The sequence below is a fragment of the Rhodanobacter glycinis genome (assembly GCF_900114325.1).
Lineage (GTDB): Bacteria > Pseudomonadota > Gammaproteobacteria > Xanthomonadales > Rhodanobacteraceae > Rhodanobacter_A > Rhodanobacter_A glycinis.
In genome coordinates this window covers 51,362-70,818 of sequence record NZ_FOSR01000004.1, presented here as the reverse complement: position 1 = coordinate 70,818, position 19,457 = coordinate 51,362, and the positions used below count along the sequence as shown (strand labels likewise).

14 protein-coding genes are annotated in these 19,457 nt (G+C 65.5%); 6 read left to right on the top strand and 8 right to left on the bottom strand.

All coding sequences use genetic code 11. The features are described from left to right. Positions 1-14: 14 nt before the first annotated feature. A complete protein-coding gene (locus tag BMY90_RS05815; RefSeq protein ID WP_008208493.1) occupies positions 15-692 on the bottom strand; it encodes a Fe2+-dependent dioxygenase in 678 nt (225 codons plus the stop codon). A 348-nt stretch (positions 693-1,040) separates the two neighbouring features. Between BMY90_RS05815 and rpoH the strand changes: the two genes are divergently transcribed. Beyond that, positions 1,041-1,901 (top strand): RNA polymerase sigma factor RpoH, encoded by an 861-nt coding sequence (rpoH, locus tag BMY90_RS05810; protein ID WP_092702437.1) that lies wholly within the window; start codon positions 1,041-1,043, stop codon positions 1,899-1,901. A 107-nt stretch (positions 1,902-2,008) separates the two neighbouring features. Here rpoH and BMY90_RS05805 read toward each other — a convergent pair whose 3' ends face one another. The 3 genes from BMY90_RS05805 to BMY90_RS05795 form a co-directional block, all read right to left on the bottom strand. After that, positions 2,009-3,301: an NAD(P)/FAD-dependent oxidoreductase gene (locus BMY90_RS05805; RefSeq protein ID WP_245734940.1), complete on the bottom strand. Its 1,293-nt coding sequence runs from the start codon at positions 3,299-3,301 to the stop codon at positions 2,009-2,011. 71 nt (positions 3,302-3,372) lie between these two features. Further along, positions 3,373-5,541, bottom strand: coding sequence for a primosomal protein N' (locus BMY90_RS05800; RefSeq protein WP_092702435.1), 2,169 nt, complete (start codon positions 5,539-5,541; stop codon positions 3,373-3,375). A 402-nt stretch (positions 5,542-5,943) separates the two neighbouring features. Beyond that, on the bottom strand, positions 5,944-7,098 hold the full coding sequence (locus BMY90_RS05795; RefSeq protein WP_092702433.1) for a DUF3667 domain-containing protein: 1,155 nt from the start codon (positions 7,096-7,098) through the stop codon (positions 5,944-5,946). Positions 7,099-7,207: 109 nt separating this feature from the next. Here BMY90_RS05795 and BMY90_RS05790 point away from each other — a divergent pair, with 109 nt between their 5' ends. Further along, positions 7,208-8,611, top strand: coding sequence for an MATE family efflux transporter (locus BMY90_RS05790; protein ID WP_092702431.1), 1,404 nt, complete (start codon positions 7,208-7,210; stop codon positions 8,609-8,611). A gap of 122 nt (positions 8,612-8,733) precedes the next feature. Then, positions 8,734-10,620, top strand: a complete 1,887-nt coding sequence (gene sppA, locus BMY90_RS05785) for a signal peptide peptidase SppA (protein ID WP_092702429.1) — start codon at positions 8,734-8,736, stop codon at positions 10,618-10,620. Positions 10,621-11,129: 509 nt separating this feature from the next. Here sppA and BMY90_RS05775 read toward each other — a convergent pair. Together BMY90_RS05775 and BMY90_RS05770 are read right to left on the bottom strand one after the other, a co-directional pair. Next, positions 11,130-11,960 carry an ABC transporter ATP-binding protein gene (locus BMY90_RS05775; protein ID WP_092702425.1) on the bottom strand — a complete coding sequence of 277 codons (831 nt, stop codon included), beginning with the start codon at positions 11,958-11,960 and terminating at the stop codon, positions 11,130-11,132. A 67-nt stretch (positions 11,961-12,027) separates the two neighbouring features. Beyond that, positions 12,028-12,249: a hypothetical protein gene (locus tag BMY90_RS05770; RefSeq protein ID WP_092702423.1), complete on the bottom strand. Its 222-nt coding sequence runs from the start codon at positions 12,247-12,249 to the stop codon at positions 12,028-12,030. A 79-nt stretch (positions 12,250-12,328) separates the two neighbouring features. On the opposite strand from BMY90_RS05770, the gene BMY90_RS05765 reads away from it, so the two are divergent. Next, a complete protein-coding gene (locus BMY90_RS05765) occupies positions 12,329-13,111 on the top strand; it encodes an SDR family oxidoreductase (protein WP_092702421.1) in 783 nt (260 codons plus the stop codon). Between the two features lie 152 nt (positions 13,112-13,263). On the opposite strand, the gene BMY90_RS05760 is transcribed toward BMY90_RS05765, so the two are convergent. Together BMY90_RS05760 and BMY90_RS05755 are read right to left on the bottom strand one after the other, a co-directional pair. Further along, on the bottom strand, positions 13,264-13,881 hold the full coding sequence (locus tag BMY90_RS05760) for a DUF4124 domain-containing protein (RefSeq protein ID WP_092702419.1): 618 nt from the start codon (positions 13,879-13,881) through the stop codon (positions 13,264-13,266). A gap of 51 nt (positions 13,882-13,932) precedes the next feature. Next, positions 13,933-14,877 (bottom strand): DegV family protein, encoded by a 945-nt coding sequence (locus BMY90_RS05755; protein ID WP_172623993.1) that lies wholly within the window; start codon positions 14,875-14,877, stop codon positions 13,933-13,935. Between the two features lie 218 nt (positions 14,878-15,095). Here BMY90_RS05755 and BMY90_RS05750 point away from each other — a divergent pair, with 218 nt between their 5' ends. Continuing rightward, positions 15,096-15,887 (top strand): AMP nucleosidase, encoded by a 792-nt coding sequence (locus BMY90_RS05750; RefSeq protein WP_037102435.1) that lies wholly within the window; start codon positions 15,096-15,098, stop codon positions 15,885-15,887. A gap of 365 nt (positions 15,888-16,252) precedes the next feature. After that, positions 16,253-19,357 carry a TonB-dependent receptor gene (locus BMY90_RS05745; RefSeq protein WP_092702417.1) on the top strand — a complete coding sequence of 1,035 codons (3,105 nt, stop codon included), beginning with the start codon at positions 16,253-16,255 and terminating at the stop codon, positions 19,355-19,357. The last annotated feature ends 100 nt before the right edge of the window (positions 19,358-19,457 follow it).

Genomic DNA, 19,457 nt, shown 5'->3' with positions numbered 1-19,457 from the left:
CGTTTCGAGGCGAACTAGATGACGTCGGCCCACATGCGCAGCAGGTTCGCGTGCGAGCGGCTGATGGCATCGAAGGTCTCGGTCTTGCCTTCCTTGCCGAAGATCTGGCGCTTGGCGCTTTCCAGATCCCACAGCAGTTCGCGCCGGGCCGGATCGCGCACCAGGCTCTGTACCCACATGATGCCGGCCTGGCGCACGCCCCGGGTCACCGGCTTGACGTGATGCAGCGTATTGGCGGGGTAGGCGATGGCCTCGCCGGCTTTCAGCTTGAACTCGTATTCCATGCCGCTGGTGTGCACCACCAGTTCGCCACCGTCGTAGCTTTCCGGGTCGGACAGGAACAGCGTGATCGCGATGTCGCTGCGTACGGCGCTGCCCATGCCACCCATCACGGCGGTGTCGACATGCGGCCCGTACTGCATGCCCGTGCCGTAGCGGTTGAACATCGCCATGGTGGTTGCCGCCGGCAACAGGGCTGCCTGCAGCAGTCCGTTGCGCAGGAAGGCGTTGCGCATGATGTCGGCCATCCGGCCATGGCTATCGCTGCGGGGATCGACCTGCTGGTTTCTTTTCACCTCGCGGGCCGACCAGCCGGCGGTAGTGGCGCCGTCGACGAACGGTGCGTGCTCCAGTTCCTTGCGTATCGTGCCGAGCTCGTCGGCGGCCAACACGTTGGGGACACAGATGATCAAGAGAATTCCCCCGGCAGTTCAGGCTATGAATGAAATGTGTCGAGGCATTGTAGTCAGCCGGACTTGTACGGGGAAACGTGGGCACGTTGCTTGGCATGTTCCGCCGTGGTCAGCTGTAACCGCGGCGCCCGGGGCAGCGAACTGCATGATTGAGGACGAGCCTGTGGTGCGCCACCCTGCCAAACGGGCCATGCCGGCCGCCGGGAGTCCCGCCAGTATGGACAAGCCGGGATTATTTCTGTACTATACGGTTTATTAAATTTGACGGGTTCCCCACGGAACCTATGGCATCTTTAGCACTCCAAGTACCAGAGTGCTAAGCTGATCCCTCATTCAGGAGGTTCCAACATGTCTCAAGCCTTGGTGACCGCCAATCTGCCGGTGCCCAGCGTCGTCGGCAGTCTGGATGCCTATATTTCGGCGGTCCATCGCATCCCTGTGCTCAGTCAGGACGAGGAGCAGTCGCTGTCGCGTCGCTACAACGAGGACGAAGACCTGGCTTCGGCAAAGAAGCTGGTGATGTCGCACCTGCGTTTCGTGGTCCACGTGGCACGTGGCTATTCGGGCTACGGCCTGCAGTTGGCCGACCTGATCCAGGAAGGCAACATTGGCCTGATGAAGGCGGTGAAGCGTTTCGACCCGGATCAGGGCGTGCGCCTGGTCAGCTTCGCGGTGCACTGGATCCGCGCCGAGATGCACGAATTCATCCTGCGCAACTGGCGCATCGTCAAGGTGGCCACCACCAAGGCGCAGCGCAAGCTGTTCTTCAACCTGCGCAAGAGCAAGAAGCGCCTGGGCTGGATGAACGCCGAGGAAGTGCGCGTGGTGGCGAAGGATCTGGGCGTGCCGGAAGCGACCGTGCGCGAGATGGAATCGCGCCTGTCGGGCCGTGACATCGGCTTCGAAGCGCCGGTGGATGCCGACGACGACGCCAAGCCGGCGCCGGCGGCGTTCCTGATCGACGACGGCGCCGACCCGTACGACAACGTGGCCGATGCCGACCAGGTCGACAACCGCATGGAAACGCTGTCGAACGCGCTGCAGAAGCTGGACGACCGCTCGCGCGACATCATCCAGCGACGCTGGTTGAACGAAGACAACAAGGCCACGCTGCAGGATCTGGCTGACGAGTACGGCGTTTCCGCCGAACGCATCCGTCAGGTCGAGGCCAATGCGATGAAGAAGATGCGTGGCTTGTTCGCGGCCTGAGTGTCGACATCACCACAAGTGACTGCAACGGCCCGCCTGTGCGGGCCGTTTGCTTTTCATGGTGTGGATTCCGTGGCGCTGCTTGCGCTGAGGGCCCCCGGAATCAATCAGTCCGCGTCTGTGCGCTGGTCCTCGCCCACGATGATTCGCGCATGCCGCTGGTGCGTCCAGTAAGCCCAGGCCCAGTCCAGCATCACCACCAGCCGGTTGCGGAAGCCGATCAGGAATGCCATGTGGGCGAGCAGCCACACGGTCCAGGCGGCCAGGCCGGACAGCTTCAGCCGGCCGAACTGCGCCACGGCCGCCATGCGCCCGATGGTCGCCAGCGAGCCGTCGTCACGATAGCGAAACGGTTTGGCGTCGTGTTTGCCTTTCAGGTGGGAACGGATCGCCGCCGCCACGTATTGGCCCATCTGCTTGGCCGCCGGGGCCACGCCGGGTACCGGCTTGCCATGGGTCTGCCTGAGACCGGCCAGGTCGCCGATGACGAAAACCTCCGGGTGGTCGGGCAGGGTCAGATCGGGCTGTACCTGCACGCGTCCGGCGCGATCCAGCGGCGCGCCCAGCAGGCGGCCGATGGGCGAGGCTGCCACGCCGGCGGCCCACAATACGGTGCGTGCGGCCAGCCGTTGCTCGCCGATGTTCACCCCCTCGGCATCGATCGCGGTAACGGCATCGCCGGTGCGCACCTCCACGCCGAGTTGCTCGAGTTGCTTGCGGGCCTTGTCCGACAACACCGGATCGAAGGCCGGCAACAGCCGTGGGCCGGATTCGATCAGGCGCACCGTGGCCTGGCGCGGGTCGCTGCGGCGGAACTCGCGCGGCAAGGTGTGGCGGGCCAGTTCGATCAGGGTGCCGGCCAGTTCCACGCCGGTCGAGCCGCCACCGACCACGACGAAATTGAGCCACGCCTGGCGCAGCGCCGGGTCGTCTTCGCGCTCGGCCTGTTCGAATGCCATCAGCACGCGCCGACGAATCAGGAAGGCGTCGTCCAGGGTCTTCAGCCCCGGCGCGAACGGCGCCCAATCGTCGTGGCCGAAATAGGCATGGGTGGCTCCGGTGGCGACGACCAGCAGGTCATAGTCCAGCGTGCCGTGGTCGCATGTCACCCGACGCGCGGCCAGGTCGATGCCGGTCACCTCGTCCAGCAAGACGGTGAGGTGGCGCTGGCGTCGCAGGATCTGCCGCAACGGGGCGGAGATCGAGGGCGCGGCGAGGCTGGCGGTCGCGACCTGGTAAAGCAGCGGCTGGAACAGATGATGGTTGTGCCGATCCACCAGCGTGACCCGCACCGGAGCGCCGGCGAGACTTTGCGCCGTACTCATGCCACCGAAACCACCGCCGAGGATGAGTACGTGGGGCCACGTCGCCGGGTCCGTGGAGTCAGTAGGCATCGTCATCGGCCTCTCGCAAAAAGGGCAGTCGTTACAGTTTGCCCGGGCTGGCGTGCAAAGCGGGTCGATGGCGTCGCTCAGTAAAGATCGACCGGATCGACGTCCAGCGACCAGCGGACCCGTCGCGCCGCGGGCAGCGCGAACAACGTGGATTGCCAGGCGCGCAATACCTCGTGCAGGGCACTGCGACTGTCGCCCTCCAGCAGCAATTGGCCGCGATGACGACCGGCGCGCAGCGGCATCGGCGCCGGCATCGGGCCGGCGACCTGCAGCGGGTGACCTGCCGGCAATGCGGCGTTGGCCGCATGCAGGAACGCATCGACGTGGCCGCGCTGGTGCGCCTCGGCCCGCAGCAGCGCCTGATGACTGAACGGCGGCAGCAGGGCCAGCCGGCGCTCGGCCAGCAGTTCCTGCGCAGCGGCGGCGTAGCCCTGGGCCAGCAACTGGCGCAGCAGCGGATGATCGGGATGATGGGTTTGCAACAGCACGCGACCGGGTTTCGCCGCGCGTCCGGCGCGTCCGGCCACCTGCACCACGGTCTGCGCCAGCCGTTCGCCAGCGCGAAAATCCACGCTGAGCAGGCCTTCGTCCACGCCGACGATGGCGACCAGGGTGAGGTTGGGCAGGTCGTGGCCCTTGGCCAGCATCTGGGTGCCGACCAGGATGGCGGGCGCATCGTTGCGCAGGCCGTCGAGCAACTGTTCGAAGGTGTCGCGACGGCGGGTGGTTTCGCGATCGATGCGCAGCACCGGCACGGTGGGGAATTGCGTGGTCAGCGCTTCTTCCAGCCGCTCGGTGCCCTGGCCTTGCGGCTTCAGCTCCGTCGCGCCGCAGGACGGGCAGACCGTCGGTACCGGTGCGCGGCGGTCGCAGTGATGGCAGATCAGCTGGCGCCGGCCGACATGCAAAGTCATCGGCCGTTCGCAGCGCGGGCAGTCGGCGTGCCAACTGCACTGGTAGCACAGCAGTACCGGGGCGTAACCGCGCCGGTTCTTGAACACCAGCACCTGTTCGCCGCGCGCCACCGTGTCCGCCACCGCGCTGAGCAGGGTGGGCGACAAGCCATGTTCGAGACGCTGTGCGCGCATGTCCACGATCTGCACCTGCGGCGGCCGGACCGCGCCTGGGCGTGCACGCAGGTGCAATCCCCGATAGCGACCGGCGACGACGTTGGCCAGCGATTCCAGCGACGGCGTGCCCGAGCCCAGCAGCACCGGCACGCCCAGTGCGCGGGCGCGCACCACGGCGAGGTCGCGCGCGTGGTAGCGGAAGCCGTCCTGCTGTTTGTAGGCGCCGTCGTGTTCCTCGTCCACGATCAGGATGCCGGCCTGCGGCAATGGCGTGAACACCGCCGAGCGGGTACCGAGGATGACCCGCGCTTCGCCGTTGCGCGCGCGCAGCCAGGCGCGCGCGCGGTCGCCCTCGGACAGGTTGGAATGCAGCACTTCCACCGGTACGCCCAGCCGTTCGCGCAGGCGGCGCACGGTTTGCGGCGCCAGCCCGATCTCGGGCACCAGCAGCAACGCCTGCCGGCCTTGCGCCAATGCCTGGGCGATCAGCGCCAGATAGACCTCGGTCTTGCCGCTGCCGGTGACGCCGTCGAGCAGGAAAGGCTGGAACTGGCCGAGCATGCTGGCCACGGCGGCGACTGCGGCCTGCTGTTCGTCGTTCAGGGCGGGGGCGGTGGTGACGGTGGTGGCGACGGAACGTGCAGCGACGCGTTCGATCAGCCCGGCCGGTGCCAGTCGGCGAGCGGCGGTGCGCCAACCGGGCAGGCGCTCGCTCAATTCGGTGGCCGCCAGCGGCATGGCGACCAGCGCCTGCAACAGGTCGCGACTGCCACCGCGGCGACTGCCGGCGTCCAGTGCGCTCTGACCGGACACGGTCAGTGCCCAGGTTTCGTCGCGGGTATCGGGGAGTGGGCGAGGTTCGCGCAAGGCCAGCGGCAGCGCGTTGGCGTAGGCCTCGCCGGGGGCGCCGAGCCAGTAGTCGGCGGCCCAGGCCAGGCTGCGCATCAGTTCGGCATCGAGCAGTGGCGCGTCGTCCAGCGCCTGGATCGCAGGCTTGAGCCGCGATTTGCCGATCGCGCTGTCCGCCGCCACGTCGACCACCACGCCCACCGCCTTGCCCCGCCCGAACGGCACCAGCACGCGGCTGCCCGGCACCGCCTGGCCCGTGGCGGGCGGCAGGTAGTCGAACAGGCTGGGCAGGGGAACCGGCAGGGCGACGCGGAGTACGGCTGGCATGCGAACCTCGTGGCGGTCCAGTGTATCGCGTGGACAGCCACTGACGGCTGCAGCCCGATCCTGCAGCTGAAGATCGATCCGGCGGGCGCTTGCCGGGGCCTGTTGCCGAAAACTCCAGGAAAGGCGGGTAAGTGACTAACCTCTTACAGGTTTTCCGCTTATCCACAGCTGCTGTGGATAAGTCTGTGGATGCAACGTGGAGAGCATGCCTCGAAGCGCGTGGCTACGGACCTTTGGACGGCGTGGACAAGTTTTAGTCACGAATAAATAGTGTTTATTTTCAATGCTTTGAAAAATGCGCCCGAGCATGGATTCAGGCTGCAGCAAGACTTGACAAGCGTGGATGTCAAGACATTGCTGCTGTGCAAAACCCCGCGCGACAGCCATTGGGAAGAGCCTCACTCACTGGGCCGCGCCGAGTATCGCCGCCATGGTCAGCACCAGACCCAGCAGCAAGAGGTAGCACCACCCGATGCACCAATATTTCAGCCATGTCATCAGCCAGCCTTGCCGGTACAGGCGCTTCTGCATCAGAAACAGGTAAACGGGCGCCCACAGCAGCAGAATCCGTCCCAGCCAGTTCAGCGGCCAGGTGGTCCACAGCGCGTGCGGCTCCAGCCAGTGGGCGAACACGGTGAGCAAGATGCACAGCAGCAGCCACAGGAACAGGAAGGCCTGGCTGTGCAGGGCCACGATCAGGTGCTCCATGTAGAGCCGTCGCTTGAACACGTAGAACAGCTTCAGCAGCAACGCGAAGATCGGCACCAGAACCAGCATCGCTCCCGGCAGCTTGCCGAAGATGCCATTGAGCATGCGCTGCCTGGCCGCTTCCCGGCTGACCGCATCGACGTGCTTGTAGAGATGCAAGTTGTCGACGACGTGCTGCGCCATGGCCGTCAGGCGCCGGTTGGCGAAGTCGGGCAGCCAGCCGAGCCGGATCGGTTGTATCGGTTTGAGACGCGCGGATTCATCCGCGGCTTTCGGCGCGCTGGACGGCACGGCCAACGGTGGGGCGTGCAATTCGGCCAGCCGCCGGTTGGCGGCCTCACGCAGGCGTTGCTTGGCTTGGACGGCCTGGGCGGCCATGTCGCTGTCGCCGTAGATTTGCACGGCGTTGAGGGCATTCAACTGGTCATCGAGCCTGTCGCGCACGGCGGTGGCACTGTTGGCGTGCGCAAAGTCCTTGCTGCCGTCGTGCAATACCTCGGACTGGTATTGACCGAGCGTGTGCGAGACGAATTCCGTGGTAGCCAGGTGCAGCACGAAGAACACCAGCAGGCACAACACGAACATCAGCCGGAACGGCGCGATGTAGCGCACGCGGCGGCCGGCGAAATATTCCAGTGTCAGGAAGCCCGGCTTCAGGAACAGCGCGGGCAACGTGTGCAGGATGCGGCTGTCGATGTGCAGCACCGTCTCGACGGTTTCCTCGACCATGTGGTGCATCGGCTTCAGCACGCTGTGCACCGACTGGCCGCAGTGATGGCAGAACTCGCCCTGCAGCGGCTCGCCGCAATTGGCGCAGTGCAGGCCTTCGAACGACGTCAGTTCCTTCATTCCCCATCCCCATGCGGCTCAGCGCGGGATCTTGGCACAAGCCGACGTGCGGGACAGCCATGACCGATGGCTCGGGTACAATGCCCGCCCACCGAGGTATACCTTGTCCATGAAGCCCTTCCGTCCCGATCGTGCCCGCATCGCGCGCGAGATCGGCGCCACCGTGCGCCTGGCCTTGCCGCTGATCCTGGCCCAGCTCGCCGCCATCGGCAGCAACGTGATCGACACCATGCTGTCCGGGCATTACAGCGCGCACGTGATGGCCGCGGTGGCGGTGGGCGCCAGCATCTGGTCGCTGGCGATCGTCAGCGGCATCGGCGTGATGATGTCGGTGCCGCCGTCGGTGTCGCAGCTTGATGGTGCGGGGCGGCGCAGCGAGGTCGGCGCGGTGTTTCGCCAGTCGTTGTGGCTGGCGTTGATCCTGGGCGTGCTGCTGTGGTTTGCGGTACGCCATGCGGAACCGCTGATCCAGCTGATCGGCGTGACCCCGACCCTGTATCGCTCGGTGGGCGAATTCCTGCACGCGATCAGCTGGGGCGCGCCGGCGCTGACCTGCTACTTCGCGTTTCGGGGATTGTCCGAAGGCCTGTCGCTGACGCGACCGTCGATGTATTTCAGCCTCGGCGGGCTGGTGCTGCTGGTGCCGCTGGGTTACGTGTTCATGTTCGGCAAGCTGGGCCTGCCGCCGCAGGGCGCGCGCGGTTGCGGCATCGCCACCGCCACGGTGCTGTGGCTGGAAATGCTGGGCTTTGCCACGTATGTGCTGCGACATTCCGACTATCACGGGCTGGGCCTGCTGGACGGCTTCGAATGGCCGAAGTGGGAACGCATCGGGCACCTGTTGCACATCGGCTTGCCGATGGCGGTGACGCTGCTGGCCGAGGCCGGTTTGTTCGTGGGTGCGGCGCTGCTGATGGGCACACTGGGCGAAGACGTGGCGGCCAGCCATCAGGTGGCGCTGAACGTGGCCTCGCTGTTTTTCATGATCCCGCTGGGGCTGGCGATGGCGATCACCGTGCGGGTGGGCAATGCGGTGGGCCGTGGCGATCCGGCCGGCGTGCGCTATGCGGGTTTCTGCGGCATCGGCCTGACCCTGGTTACGCAACTGGTGTCGGCCGGGGTGATGCTCAGCGTGCCGCATTTCATCGCCTCGCTGTACACGCATGACCCCAGGGTGATCGGCCTGGCCGCGCAACTGCTGGTGCTGGCCGGACTGTTCCAGCTTTCCGATGGCATCCAGGTGGTCTCCAACGGGGCCTTGCGCGGGTTGAAAGACACCCGCGTGCCGATGGCGATCACCCTGTTCGCCTACTGGGTGGTGGGCATGCCCACGGGCTGGTGGCTGGCGTTCCACCATGGGCTGGGCGCGCGCGGCATGTGGATGGGCCTGATCGCAGGCTTGAGCGTGGCGGCGGTGTTGCTGTTCGTGCGCTTCTGGCGCAGTTCGCGGCATCCGCACTTCGTCGGCGAGAGCCGGCTGGATGACTTGCCGTATATCGCGCCGAGCCTTTGAGCTGGCGCATCCACGCATGAGCCGAAGCTCGGCATGTCGCCGGTACGCCGGTTTCCCGGCAGCCCCATGACGGCCGCCGCACGAACCGCTACGCTGGCCGGCAAACCACAGGGACTACCGGCATGACATCACCACCGCCGCTGCGCCAACCGCGCCAGCCGAATGGATTCTGGGCTTTCCTGCGCGTGTTCGGGCGCGGCATCAATGGGGTGCGGCTGGTCATCATCAACGTGGTGTTCTTCGGCCTGCTCGGCTTGCTGCTGTTGCTGATGCTCGGCCTGTATGCGGGGCGGCATGCGGGGCAGGAGGTGGTCGATCACAGCGTGCTGGTGCTGCAACCGCGCGGGCAACTGGTGGAGCAATACAGCGTCGAGCCGTTGCAGCGGGCGTTGGCCGGCCTGTCCGGCGAGGCTCCGAAACAGGTGCAGTTGCGTGACCTGGTCGGTGCGATCGACGCGGCGGCGAAAGACTCGCGCATCACCCGCATCGTGCTGGACGCCAGCCAGTTGCACAGCGGCGGTTTTGCCGCCTTGCGCGAAGTGGGCGCGGCGCTGGATCGCTTCCGTGCCAGCGGCAAGCCGGTGATCGCCTGGTCGCCCAGCCTCGACCAATACCAGTATTACCTGGCCGCGCATGCCGACCGCGTGCTGCTCGATCCGAAGGGCGAGCTGATGATCACCGGGCTGGCGAATTACCGGCTGTTCTACAAGGACCTGCTCGACAAGCTGGGCGTGCAGGTGCACCTGTTCCGCGTCGGCCAGTTCAAGAGTGCGGCCGAGCCTTACATCCTCGACCACGCGTCACCGGCCGCGAAGGAAGCCGACAGTTTCTGGATGGGCGGCCTGTGGGACGAGTACATCGACGAGGTGGCGAAGCTGCGCAAGATCGATCCGGCCGCGCTGCGCGCCGACATCGACGACTTGCCGGCCAAGATCGCCAGCACTAACGGCGACCTTGCCCAACTTGCGCTGGACGAACACCTGATCGACGGCACCGCCACCCGTGCTCAGCTGATCGAGATGTTGCGCAAGCAGGGCGTGCCCGCCGGCAAGAAGGGTTTCGGCATTCGCGAGGTGGGCCTGGCACGTTACGTCGCCGACCTGCCGCACCAGGGCAATGCCTTCGCGCCGGGCGTGACGGTGGTGGTGGCCGAAGGCGATATCGGTGCCGGTCGGCGTCCGCCGGGATCGATCGGCGGCGAATCCACCGCGGCCTTGATCCGCGCCGCGCGCGAGGACAAGCACACCCGTGCGCTGGTGCTGCGCGTGGACTCGCCCGGTGGCGAGGTGTATGCCGCCGAGCAGATCCGCCGTGAAGTGGCACTGACCCGCGCCGCCGGCATTCCGGTGGTGGTGTCGATGGGTGACGTGGCCGCCAGCGGCGGCTACTGGATCTCGATGAACGCCAACCGCATCATGGCCGAGCCGAACACCATCACCGGCTCGATCGGCATCTTCGGCATGTACTACTCGGTGCCCGGTACGCTGGCCAAGCTCGGCATCGCCAGCGACGGCGTCGCCACCGGTCCGATGGCCGGCGCGTTCGACATCACCCGGCCGCTCGATCCCAAGGTCGGCGCGGTGATCCAGGCGATCATCAACAAGGGCTACCGCGATTTCGTCGGCGGCGTGGCCAAGGCGCGCGGCAAGAGTTTCGATGCCATCGACGCGATCGCCCAAGGCCGCGTGTGGACGGGTCGGCAGGCGTTGCAACGCGGTCTGGTCGATCAGCTCGGTGGTCTCGATGATGCAATTGGCGAAGCGGCCAAGCTGGCCAAGCTCGCGTCGGGTTACCCGGTGCGTTACGAAGAGGCGCCGCTGAGCACGTTCGAGCGTTTCCTGATCAGCATGAAGCAGAACGCGATGGTGACCACACTGCAGGGTTATGGCATCCATCTGCCGCGATGGGTGGCGCAGGTGAATGCCATGGCGCCGGACCTGGCGCTGCTGCGGCGGGCCGAGCCGGGCAAGCCGAATGTGTATGCGTATTGTTTTTGCACGCCGCATTAAGCGGCGTGTGCCGGTTGGGGATTGCGGGATGGCTCACTTGCTTGTGGCGGCAGGGGGTGGCTGCAAAGCGGCTCGTCAGCCGGGCTGATCCCATGCGCTTCGTACGATTCAACGTTGCCATGTCATTGTCGCAAGGCTTCACCGTTTTCCATCCCTTCGAGAAGCGGCGCGCGGCGAAGGACAAGGCCCGCAGGGTGGCTGGCATGGATGCCAGCCAGTTCGACGCCAGGGCAGGATGCCCTGTCGGCGAACCCCCGTAGCCGGGCGCGGACCCGCCGGCTCGCAGAGCCGGTGGGCGCGAACGCAGGGTGTCCCTCTTTTGGTTCCGTTTTCTCGGACAAGCGAGAAAATGAACCCGGCTGCCGGCAGGCGGACGGAACCCCGTCACCATAGGTGGCGGCATGCATCCGAGGCACTTCAATCAAGACGACATTTCTTTCGAAGAATGTCTCGGTCCGCGCAAGAGTAACGAGCAAAAGCGGTGGGTTGACCGTTGAGTGGCTGAACAGTCAATCGAGCGTGGCGGCATGCCAGTCGCCACGACGGTGCACGTGGACCGGCATGCCGAAGGTGGCGGTGAGGGCGGTGTCGGTGAGGGTGGCGGCCTTGTTGCCTTGCTGCAGCGCGCGGCCGTCGTTCAGCAGCACCACATGGTCGATTTCCGGCAGGATTTCCTCGATGTGGTGGGTGACCAGCAGCAGCGTGGTGCCGCCGCGGGCCAGCGTGCGCAGGCTTTCCAGGAAACGGCGGCGGCTGGCCAGGTCGAGGCCGGCGCAGGGTTCGTCCAGCAGCAGTGCGCGCGGGCGATGCACCAGTGCGCGGGCGATCAGCACGCGGCGCGCCTCGCCGGTGGACAGGCTAGCCATCTCGCGGCCGGTCAGGTGGCTGGCATCGAGTTGCTCCAATGCTTCATGCGCGCGCTCGCGCATGGCTTCGGTGACGCGATGGTCCAGACCCAGTCCGCGCGCGGCGAAGAAGCCGGAGACCACCGCGTCGAACACTTCCACTGGCGTGTCGCTGGTGTAATCGAGCTGCACCGCCGGCGAGACGATGCCGAGCAAACCGCGCAGCTCGGCCACGTTCCAGCGCTCGCGGCCGAACACGCGGACCTGTCCGCGGCCATCCTGGCGCGCCAGCGGATAGATCTGGCGTGCGATCAGCTTGACCAGGGTGGACTTGCCCGAGCCGTTGGGACCAAGGATCGCGGTGTGCTGGCCAGGGGCAATGCGCAGGCTCAGGTGGTCGAGGATCAGGCGTTCACCGCGCAACACGCTGGCTGCGTCGATGTCCAGCAGTGGCGTGTCGGGGGTGATGGCGTGTGCGGAAGGGTGGGCGTTCATTCCGGCACGATGCCCGCAAACGTGCCGACTGGCAAGACGATGGACGTCAAGACGTCCAAATGGTGCGTTACTGCGATTGTGCCTCGATCTGCTTGCGCTGCTGTTCGGCCTGCTTGTTGACGATCTTCTGCACATCCTTCGCGCGCTGTTCGTCCTGCTTCATCGCATCCCATGGTGTGGCGACGGAGGCGGCATGGGCCTGACTGGCCGTGGCAGCCTGCGGCACGGGCGGTTTGTCCGAGCAGGCGGCCAGCAGGCACAGGCACAGCAATGGCAACACGACCTTCATGATGAACTCCCCGCTGGATGATGGCGGCAGTGTTGCGCCATGCGATGCACCGGGCAAGTCATCGTGTAAGCTTCGGCGCATGAACAGCCGCATCAACGCGTGGCAGTTGCACGGCCACACCGCATTGATCACCGGTGCCAGCAAGGGTATCGGTTACGCCGCCGCGCGCGAACTGGCGGCACTGGGCGCGAACCTGTTGCTGGTGGCGCGCGACGAGGACTATCTCGAACAGGTGCGGCTGGACCTGGCCGATGATTTCCCCGGCATCGACGTCTTCGCTTTCGGCGCCGACCTGGCCGAGGCGGAAGACCGGCTGGCGGTGTTCGACTGGGTGGCCGACCTGGGCGCGCCGCTGTCGCTGCTGGTCAACAATGCCGGTGGCAATCGGTCGATGGCGACGCTTGATTACGCCGCGAACGACTATCGCGAGATCTTCGAGCAGAACCTGTTCTCCGCCTACGAGATGTGCCGGTTGGCGCATCCGCAACTGGTGCAGCATGCCAATGCAGCCATCGTCAACGTGGGCTCGGTATCGGGCTTCACCCATGTGCGTACCGGTTCACCGTATGGCATGACCAAGGCCGCGCTGCATCAGCTCACCCGCAATCTCGCCGCCGAATGGGCGGTGGACGGCATTCGCGTCAATGCGGTGGCACCATGGTACATCCGTACCCAGCGCACCGACCCCGCGCTGGCCGACGAGGATTACCTGGAAGAAGTGCTGGAGCGCACGCCGCTCAAGCGCATCGGCGAGCCGGAGGAAGTGGCGTCGGCGATTGCCTTCCTGTGCCTGCCCGCGGCCAGCTACATCACCGGCCAGGTGCTGGCGGTGGATGGCGGCTTTCTCAATTTCGGTTTCTAGAAACGAGGACGCGGTGTTTTCCACAGGCGCTGGGGAAAGCCTGGTGGCAAGCCTGTGGACAACTCGCCAATGGCGTTGCCGAACGGTTACTTGCCACGCATTGCGCAAACATTGACCAGGCGTGTGCCGGGCGGCCGAAGTGGCGGCCGGTTTCAGCAGTTGGTGAGTTGCGCGCGCAGTTCGGCCTCGCGTTTGAGCAAGGGCGGCTGATCGCTCTTGAAGGCGCGGCGCAGCTTGTCTTCGTTGGCATCCCAGTCGTCGTGCAGGGCCTGGCAGGTTTCGCTTGGGCTGAGCTCGCGACAACGGTCCTGCACCCAGGTGTAGTTGTTGGCGACCAGGCCTGCCGTGACCTTGCCGTGGCCCATGTGGTTGGCGCCGCTGTAGGTTTGCGCCAGCGACGTGGGCACGATGCCGAGCATGCCCAGCGGGGCGAGGTAGGGCGCGGGCTGGCCGGAGCTGAGGTAGGTGGTGCCGTCGGTGGCGCGCACGCAGCGGTACATCAACGGCAGTGGCGCGGCCGGGCGAGAGGGTGGTGGTGGCGGTGCGGCGATGGCCGGTGCCGGCGTGTCGGCCACGGGTGCCGCCGGAGCAGGCGCTGGAGTGGGCTGCCGGTCGCGGAGCGTCAGGGTCTTCTGCCGCTGCATGGCGGAGCAGGGCATGCCCTGGTAACTCACCTTGCCGTCATGGCCGGTGCACTTGTAGACCGTGGTGCCCGCCGCAGCCGGGGCGACGGACAGGAGCAGCAGGAACAGCAGGCCACGACGTGTCATGCCGCTGATTCTAAGCCGGCGGCGAACCTGCAGGGCAATCGGGCGCCGGACTCAGAATTCGGCCACGTGTTCCTCGGCGGCGAAACCCAGCGTCACCGCGCCTTCGCCGACGTTGACCATGCCGGTGATGCTCATCGGAGCCTCCATCAGCTCGACGTTGCATTCCGCGCAGGCCGCGCGCAGGCGTTCGTAACCGGGCAGTTTCGGCAGTTCGGCGAGATCGCCGCCATAGCTCACGCAGACCATCGGCACCATCAGGCCGGCATGCACGCGCTTGGCGGCGTAGCCGAACAGCACTTCGGTGCCGTGCTCGAAGCCGCGGACCTTGCCGACCGGCCCGGTTTCGCCGCGATAGCCGCGCAGGATCGGCTTGATGTCCAGGGTGGAGCCGAGCACGGCGCTGAACAGGCCCACGCTGCTGTCGCCCTTCTTCTTGGCGCGGGCGCGCAGGTAGTACAGGTCGCGCGGCAGCATGTAGCCGTAGGAATTGTTGGCGACGTGGGCCAGTCGCTCGCGGATCGCCGCGGGTTGTTCATTGGCAGCGATCAGGCGGGTGGCTTCGTACACGGCCGGGGCGGAGCCGGCGAAGATGGTGCGCGTGTCGATGATCCGCATCAGGAAGGGGCCACTGATGCCGGCCGGTTCGCGCACGCTGCGATAGTTCTTCAACACCCCGAAGCTGGCCTTGTTCACGTGCTCGTTGATCGGGCTGCGCGTGGCGGTGATGGTGAGGCAGAACACGCAGTCCCGCTCCAGCACCAGCTTCTCCAGGAACAGCTTCTGCACGTCCTCGACCGAACAGGGCTCGGTTTCGGCGGAGTGGCTGCGGCTGCCCAGCTTGAGGTCGAGAAAACGCTGGACCTCGGCCGGCGCGCGGTCGTCCTTGAACGTGTCGTTGTCCACGCGTACCGCGATGGGCATGATCGCGATGTCGTGCTTCTGCAGGAACGCCTGCGGCAAATCGCAGGATGCGTCGATCGCCAACCCCATGCGCATGATTCGGTCTCCGTTGATCGGCAGGCCGAACATAGCATGGGGTGTCGCGCGGGGAACTCGGAAAAATGGAAGGGTGCCCGCGCCGGACGGTTGTCGCCGGGGCTGGCGAGGCCGCAGGGTCACCGCCTATGATGAGTACCATCTTTTGGCATCTCGCCGGCGTGGCGTCGCCGGTAACGCGCAACGGAAGACCGTTGCGTCGCCTCCAGAGCCTGCGCATGAAAGACAAGCAAGAGATCGTTTCCAACTGGCTGCCGCGTTATACCGGCACGCCGCTGGAACAGTTCGGCGAGCACATCCTGCTCACCAACTTCGGCCATTACGTGGACCTGTTCGCCGAGTGGCACGGGGTGGAAGTGCAGGGGCGCGATCGCCCCATGCCCAACGCCACCGCCGACGGCATCACCCTGATCAATTTCGGCATGGGCAGCCCGAACGCGGCCACCGTGATGGACCTGCTCGGCGCGATCCGGCCGAAGGCGGCCTTGTTCCTGGGCAAGTGCGGCGGCCTGAAGAAGAAGAACCAGATCGGCGACCTGGTGCTGCCGATCGCGGCGATCCGCGGCGAAGGCACCAGTAACGATTACCTGCCGCCGGAAGTGCCGGCGCTGCCCGCGTTCCAGCTGCAGCGCGGCGTTTCCACCATGATCCGCGACCTCGGCCACGACTACTGGACCGGCACCGTCTACACCACCAACCGCCGCGTGTGGGAGCACGACGACCAGTTCAAGGATTACCTGCGCCGCACCCGCTGCATGGCGGTGGACATGGAAACCGCCACCATCTTCGCCGCCGGCTTTGCCAACGGCATTCCCTGCGGCGCGCTGCTGCTGGTCTCCGACCAGCCGATGATCCCCGAAGGCGTGAAGACCGAGGCCAGCGACCGCAGCGTGACCACGCAGTTCGTCGAATCGCATATCCGCATCGGCATCGAGGCGCTGAAGCTGGTGCGCCGCAACGGGCGCAGCGTGAAGCATCTGCGCTTCGAGGAAGATATCGAGGGCGAATGAGCCGGGTATCCGCCGGCCTTTCGTGACGGGTGAAGCCCGGCCGTGTTCCGGACGCCGCAATGGCGTCTGATGCGTCGAAGACGCAGGTTTTCGCGGAAGTGTGACAAAACGAGACTTGTATCGTTGAAATTTTGTTACGGGATGGCCTAGTCTCGAATTAGATCGATTGAAATTTGCATCGGGCGCCTGACGGGCCCGATCCATCGATCTGTCCGTACGCCTTCCATCGCTCACGCGACCGGGGGAAGTACGAGGTCGTACCGCGGCCATGACGCATGGCCGGTCTGTCCGGCCTGTCATGACGTACACCGCAATCGCGCCTCCGGGTTCCGGATGGTGTTCCTTCAACCGGTGGGATCAATTTCATGAATATCAAAAAAGTCACGCGCATGTCCGGGGGGAAACATGTGCAGCGCACGGCACTGGCCTTGGCCATTGCCACGGGTTTCGGCTTGTCGGGGCAGGTACTCGCGCAAGCCACGACCGGCACCATTTTCGGCACGGCCACCGCCGGCGCCGAAGTCCAGGTCACGGGTGGCGCGGGCTTCAGCCGCACCGTGCCGGTCGGGGCGTCGGGCCATTACTCCCTTACCGTCCCGGTGGGCACGTATACGGTGAACCTGCTGCAGGGCGGCCAGGTCGTGCAGACGCATGAACACGTCAGCCCGCAGGCGGGCAGCGCGCTGGAAGCCGACTTCACCGGCGCCGGCGCCAGCGCCGAGGGCGTCAACGCCAAGAATTTTGCGGCGGTGACGGTTCAGGCCAATGCCTTGCCGGCGATCGACGTCACCTCGACCACCCAGAACACCACCATCACCTCCGAGCAACTCGCGCGGCTGCCGGTGGCGCGTTCGGCAGGCTCCATTGCGCTGCTGGCCCCGGGAACAACCCCGGGCGCGGCGCGGCTGGGCAGCGGTCCGATGGGCGATCCGCTGGTCTCCTTCAGCGGTTCGACGGTGGTCGAAAACGCCTACTACATCAACGGGTTCAATACGACCGATCCGCTTTCGGATACGGGCGGCATCACCTTGCCCTACGGCTCCATCGATCAGCAGCAGACATTGACCAGCGGCTATGGCGCGAAATACGGCCGTTCCGCTGGCGGCGTGATCAGCCAGGTCGGCAAGAGCGGTACCAACCAGTGGCATTTCGGCGGCCAGGTGCTGTGGCAACCGGCGTTTGCGCAAGCAAACTATGTGAATTACCACTATGCGAATCCGCGCTCGACCACGCCGGGCCAGGAGCCCGGGGATCTCTACCGCTATCGCCAGGCCAGCAGCACCTGGAACACGGTCTACGACGCCTACGTGGGTGGCCCGCTGATCAAGGACAAGCTGTACGTGTTCCTGTCCGCCGAGGCGAACAAGACCAGCAACAGCAACGTGCAGCCGATCACTTCCGGCGGTGGCCAAGAGGATTTCTCCACGACCAAGGCGCCGAAGTATTACGCCAAGCTCGACTGGAACATCAACGCGAACAACATCCTCTCGCTGACCGGTATCCAGAATTCGTACCAGACCAGTGCGCCGGAAATCTACGGTTTCGACTACGGCACCAAGAAGCTGGGCGCGCTGCAGAGCTACGGCCAGTACAGCAAGGACACGGCCAAGATCTGGATCGCGAAGTACACCTCGTACATCACCGACAACCTGACCATGAGCGCGATGGTCGGCAAGATGCACAACAGCTACTACGTCGAGCAGCCGCCTATCGCCGGGCTGACTCCCGACGTTGCGAATGTGCTCGGCTCGGGCAACGAAAACCCGCTTTACGGCGGTCCCGGCATCACCAGCCTGAATACCAGTACCAACATCAGCAACCCCAGGCACAAATCCAGCGTCACCAATTACCGCCTGGACCTGGACTGGAGGCTGGGCGACCACGATTTGCAGTTCGGCATCGACAACGACAATGACGTCGACATCAACGATGGCAAGGCGATGACAGGTCCGGGATTCGCCTGGGATTACGGCAAGGTCGATCCTGGCAAACCTGTAACCTCTGGCGTCTACAACGTGGCGCCGCCCAATACCCAGCCGGGTGGCGAGCAGGGATATATCGTCTCCAAGTACGTCTTCGTCACCAGCGCCACCGTCAAGGTGGCGCAGCGCGCGCAATACATCCAGGACAACTGGCAGGTCACACCCAATCTGCTGCTGAACCTGGGCCTGCGCAACGACCAGTTCACCAACTACAACCCGGCCGGCGTGGCCTACCTGAGAGAAACCAGCCCGCAGTGGGCGCCGCGGCTCGGTTTCAGCTGGGATGTGCTGGGCGATTCGAGCCTGAAGGTGTTCGGCAACGTGGGCCGCTACTACATCGCCATGCCCTCCAGCGTTGCCTTGCGCGCCGCCGGTGCGCCGCTCTACACGAATCAGTACTACACCTACCAGGGTATCGACCCGGAAACCGGTGCGCCGCTGAATATCCATCCGCTCGCCACCAACGCCCCGGGCGGCGCGGTGCCGAGCAACAACTCGGACGGCACCCCGATCGATCCCAAGACCGTGGCTGCCACCAATCTCAAGCCCGAGTACCAGGACCAGTTCGTCCTCGGCATGCAGCAGCAGATCAATTCGTCCTGGGTCTATGGCGTTACCGGCATCGTCAACCGCATGGGTCGTGCGATCGACGACTGGGGCGACCAGCAGGTCATCTACAACCAGTTGATCGCCCAGGGCGCCAACCCGGCGACCTTGAAGGTCTCCGATCTCAACGGGGGCTACCTGATCAATCCGGGCGCGACCAACGTCATTCGCGTGGCGAACGAAGCGGGCGGCTACGACGAGGCGACCATTACGCGGGAGCAGATGGGTTTCCAGAAGCTCAAGCGCAAGTACTACGCGCTGGACATGTATCTGGAGCACCCGTTCGACGGCAAGTGGTACGGCAAGGTGGATTACACCTTCTCGCGCAGCTACGGCAATACCGAGGGACCGGTGCAGTCGAGCATCGGCCAGGGCGGCAGCTCGCAGTCCTCGACCGAGCAGTGGGACTTCAGCCAGCTCATGGAATACGCGGGCGGCGTGCAGGCCAACGACCAGAAGCATCAGCTGCGCGCCTACGGCTATTACCAGTTGGCGCCGGAGTGGAGCGTGGGGGCACAGCTGCGGATCGCCTCGGGTTATCCGAAGTTCTGCCTGGGGGCTTACGGTGTGGACGAGATATCGAAGTTCAACAACTACGGCAATACCGACTACCACTATTGCGGTGGCAAGCCGATGCCGCCGGCCGCGAACGGTCGGACCCCGTGGACGCACCAGCTCGACCTGCAAGTGGCGTACCGCCCACTCTGGGCCGGCAAGAAACTGGGCTTCCAGGTGCAGGTCTTCAACGTGTTCAACGAGCAGAACGCGACCCAGTACGACTACGGCTATGGCCTGACGTCCGCACCGGAGTCCACGTACATGCTCACGGCGGGCAGCGAGCTGCCTCGCTACGTGCAGTTTGGCGTGACTTACGACTGGTAAGCACAGGCAGCATGCCCGGTCCCGACCGGGCATCGTGGCGTATTGGAAAGCCGCCGGATTCGTCCGGCGGCTTTCCTTTGTGCGCAGCGGCCCGGCTGGC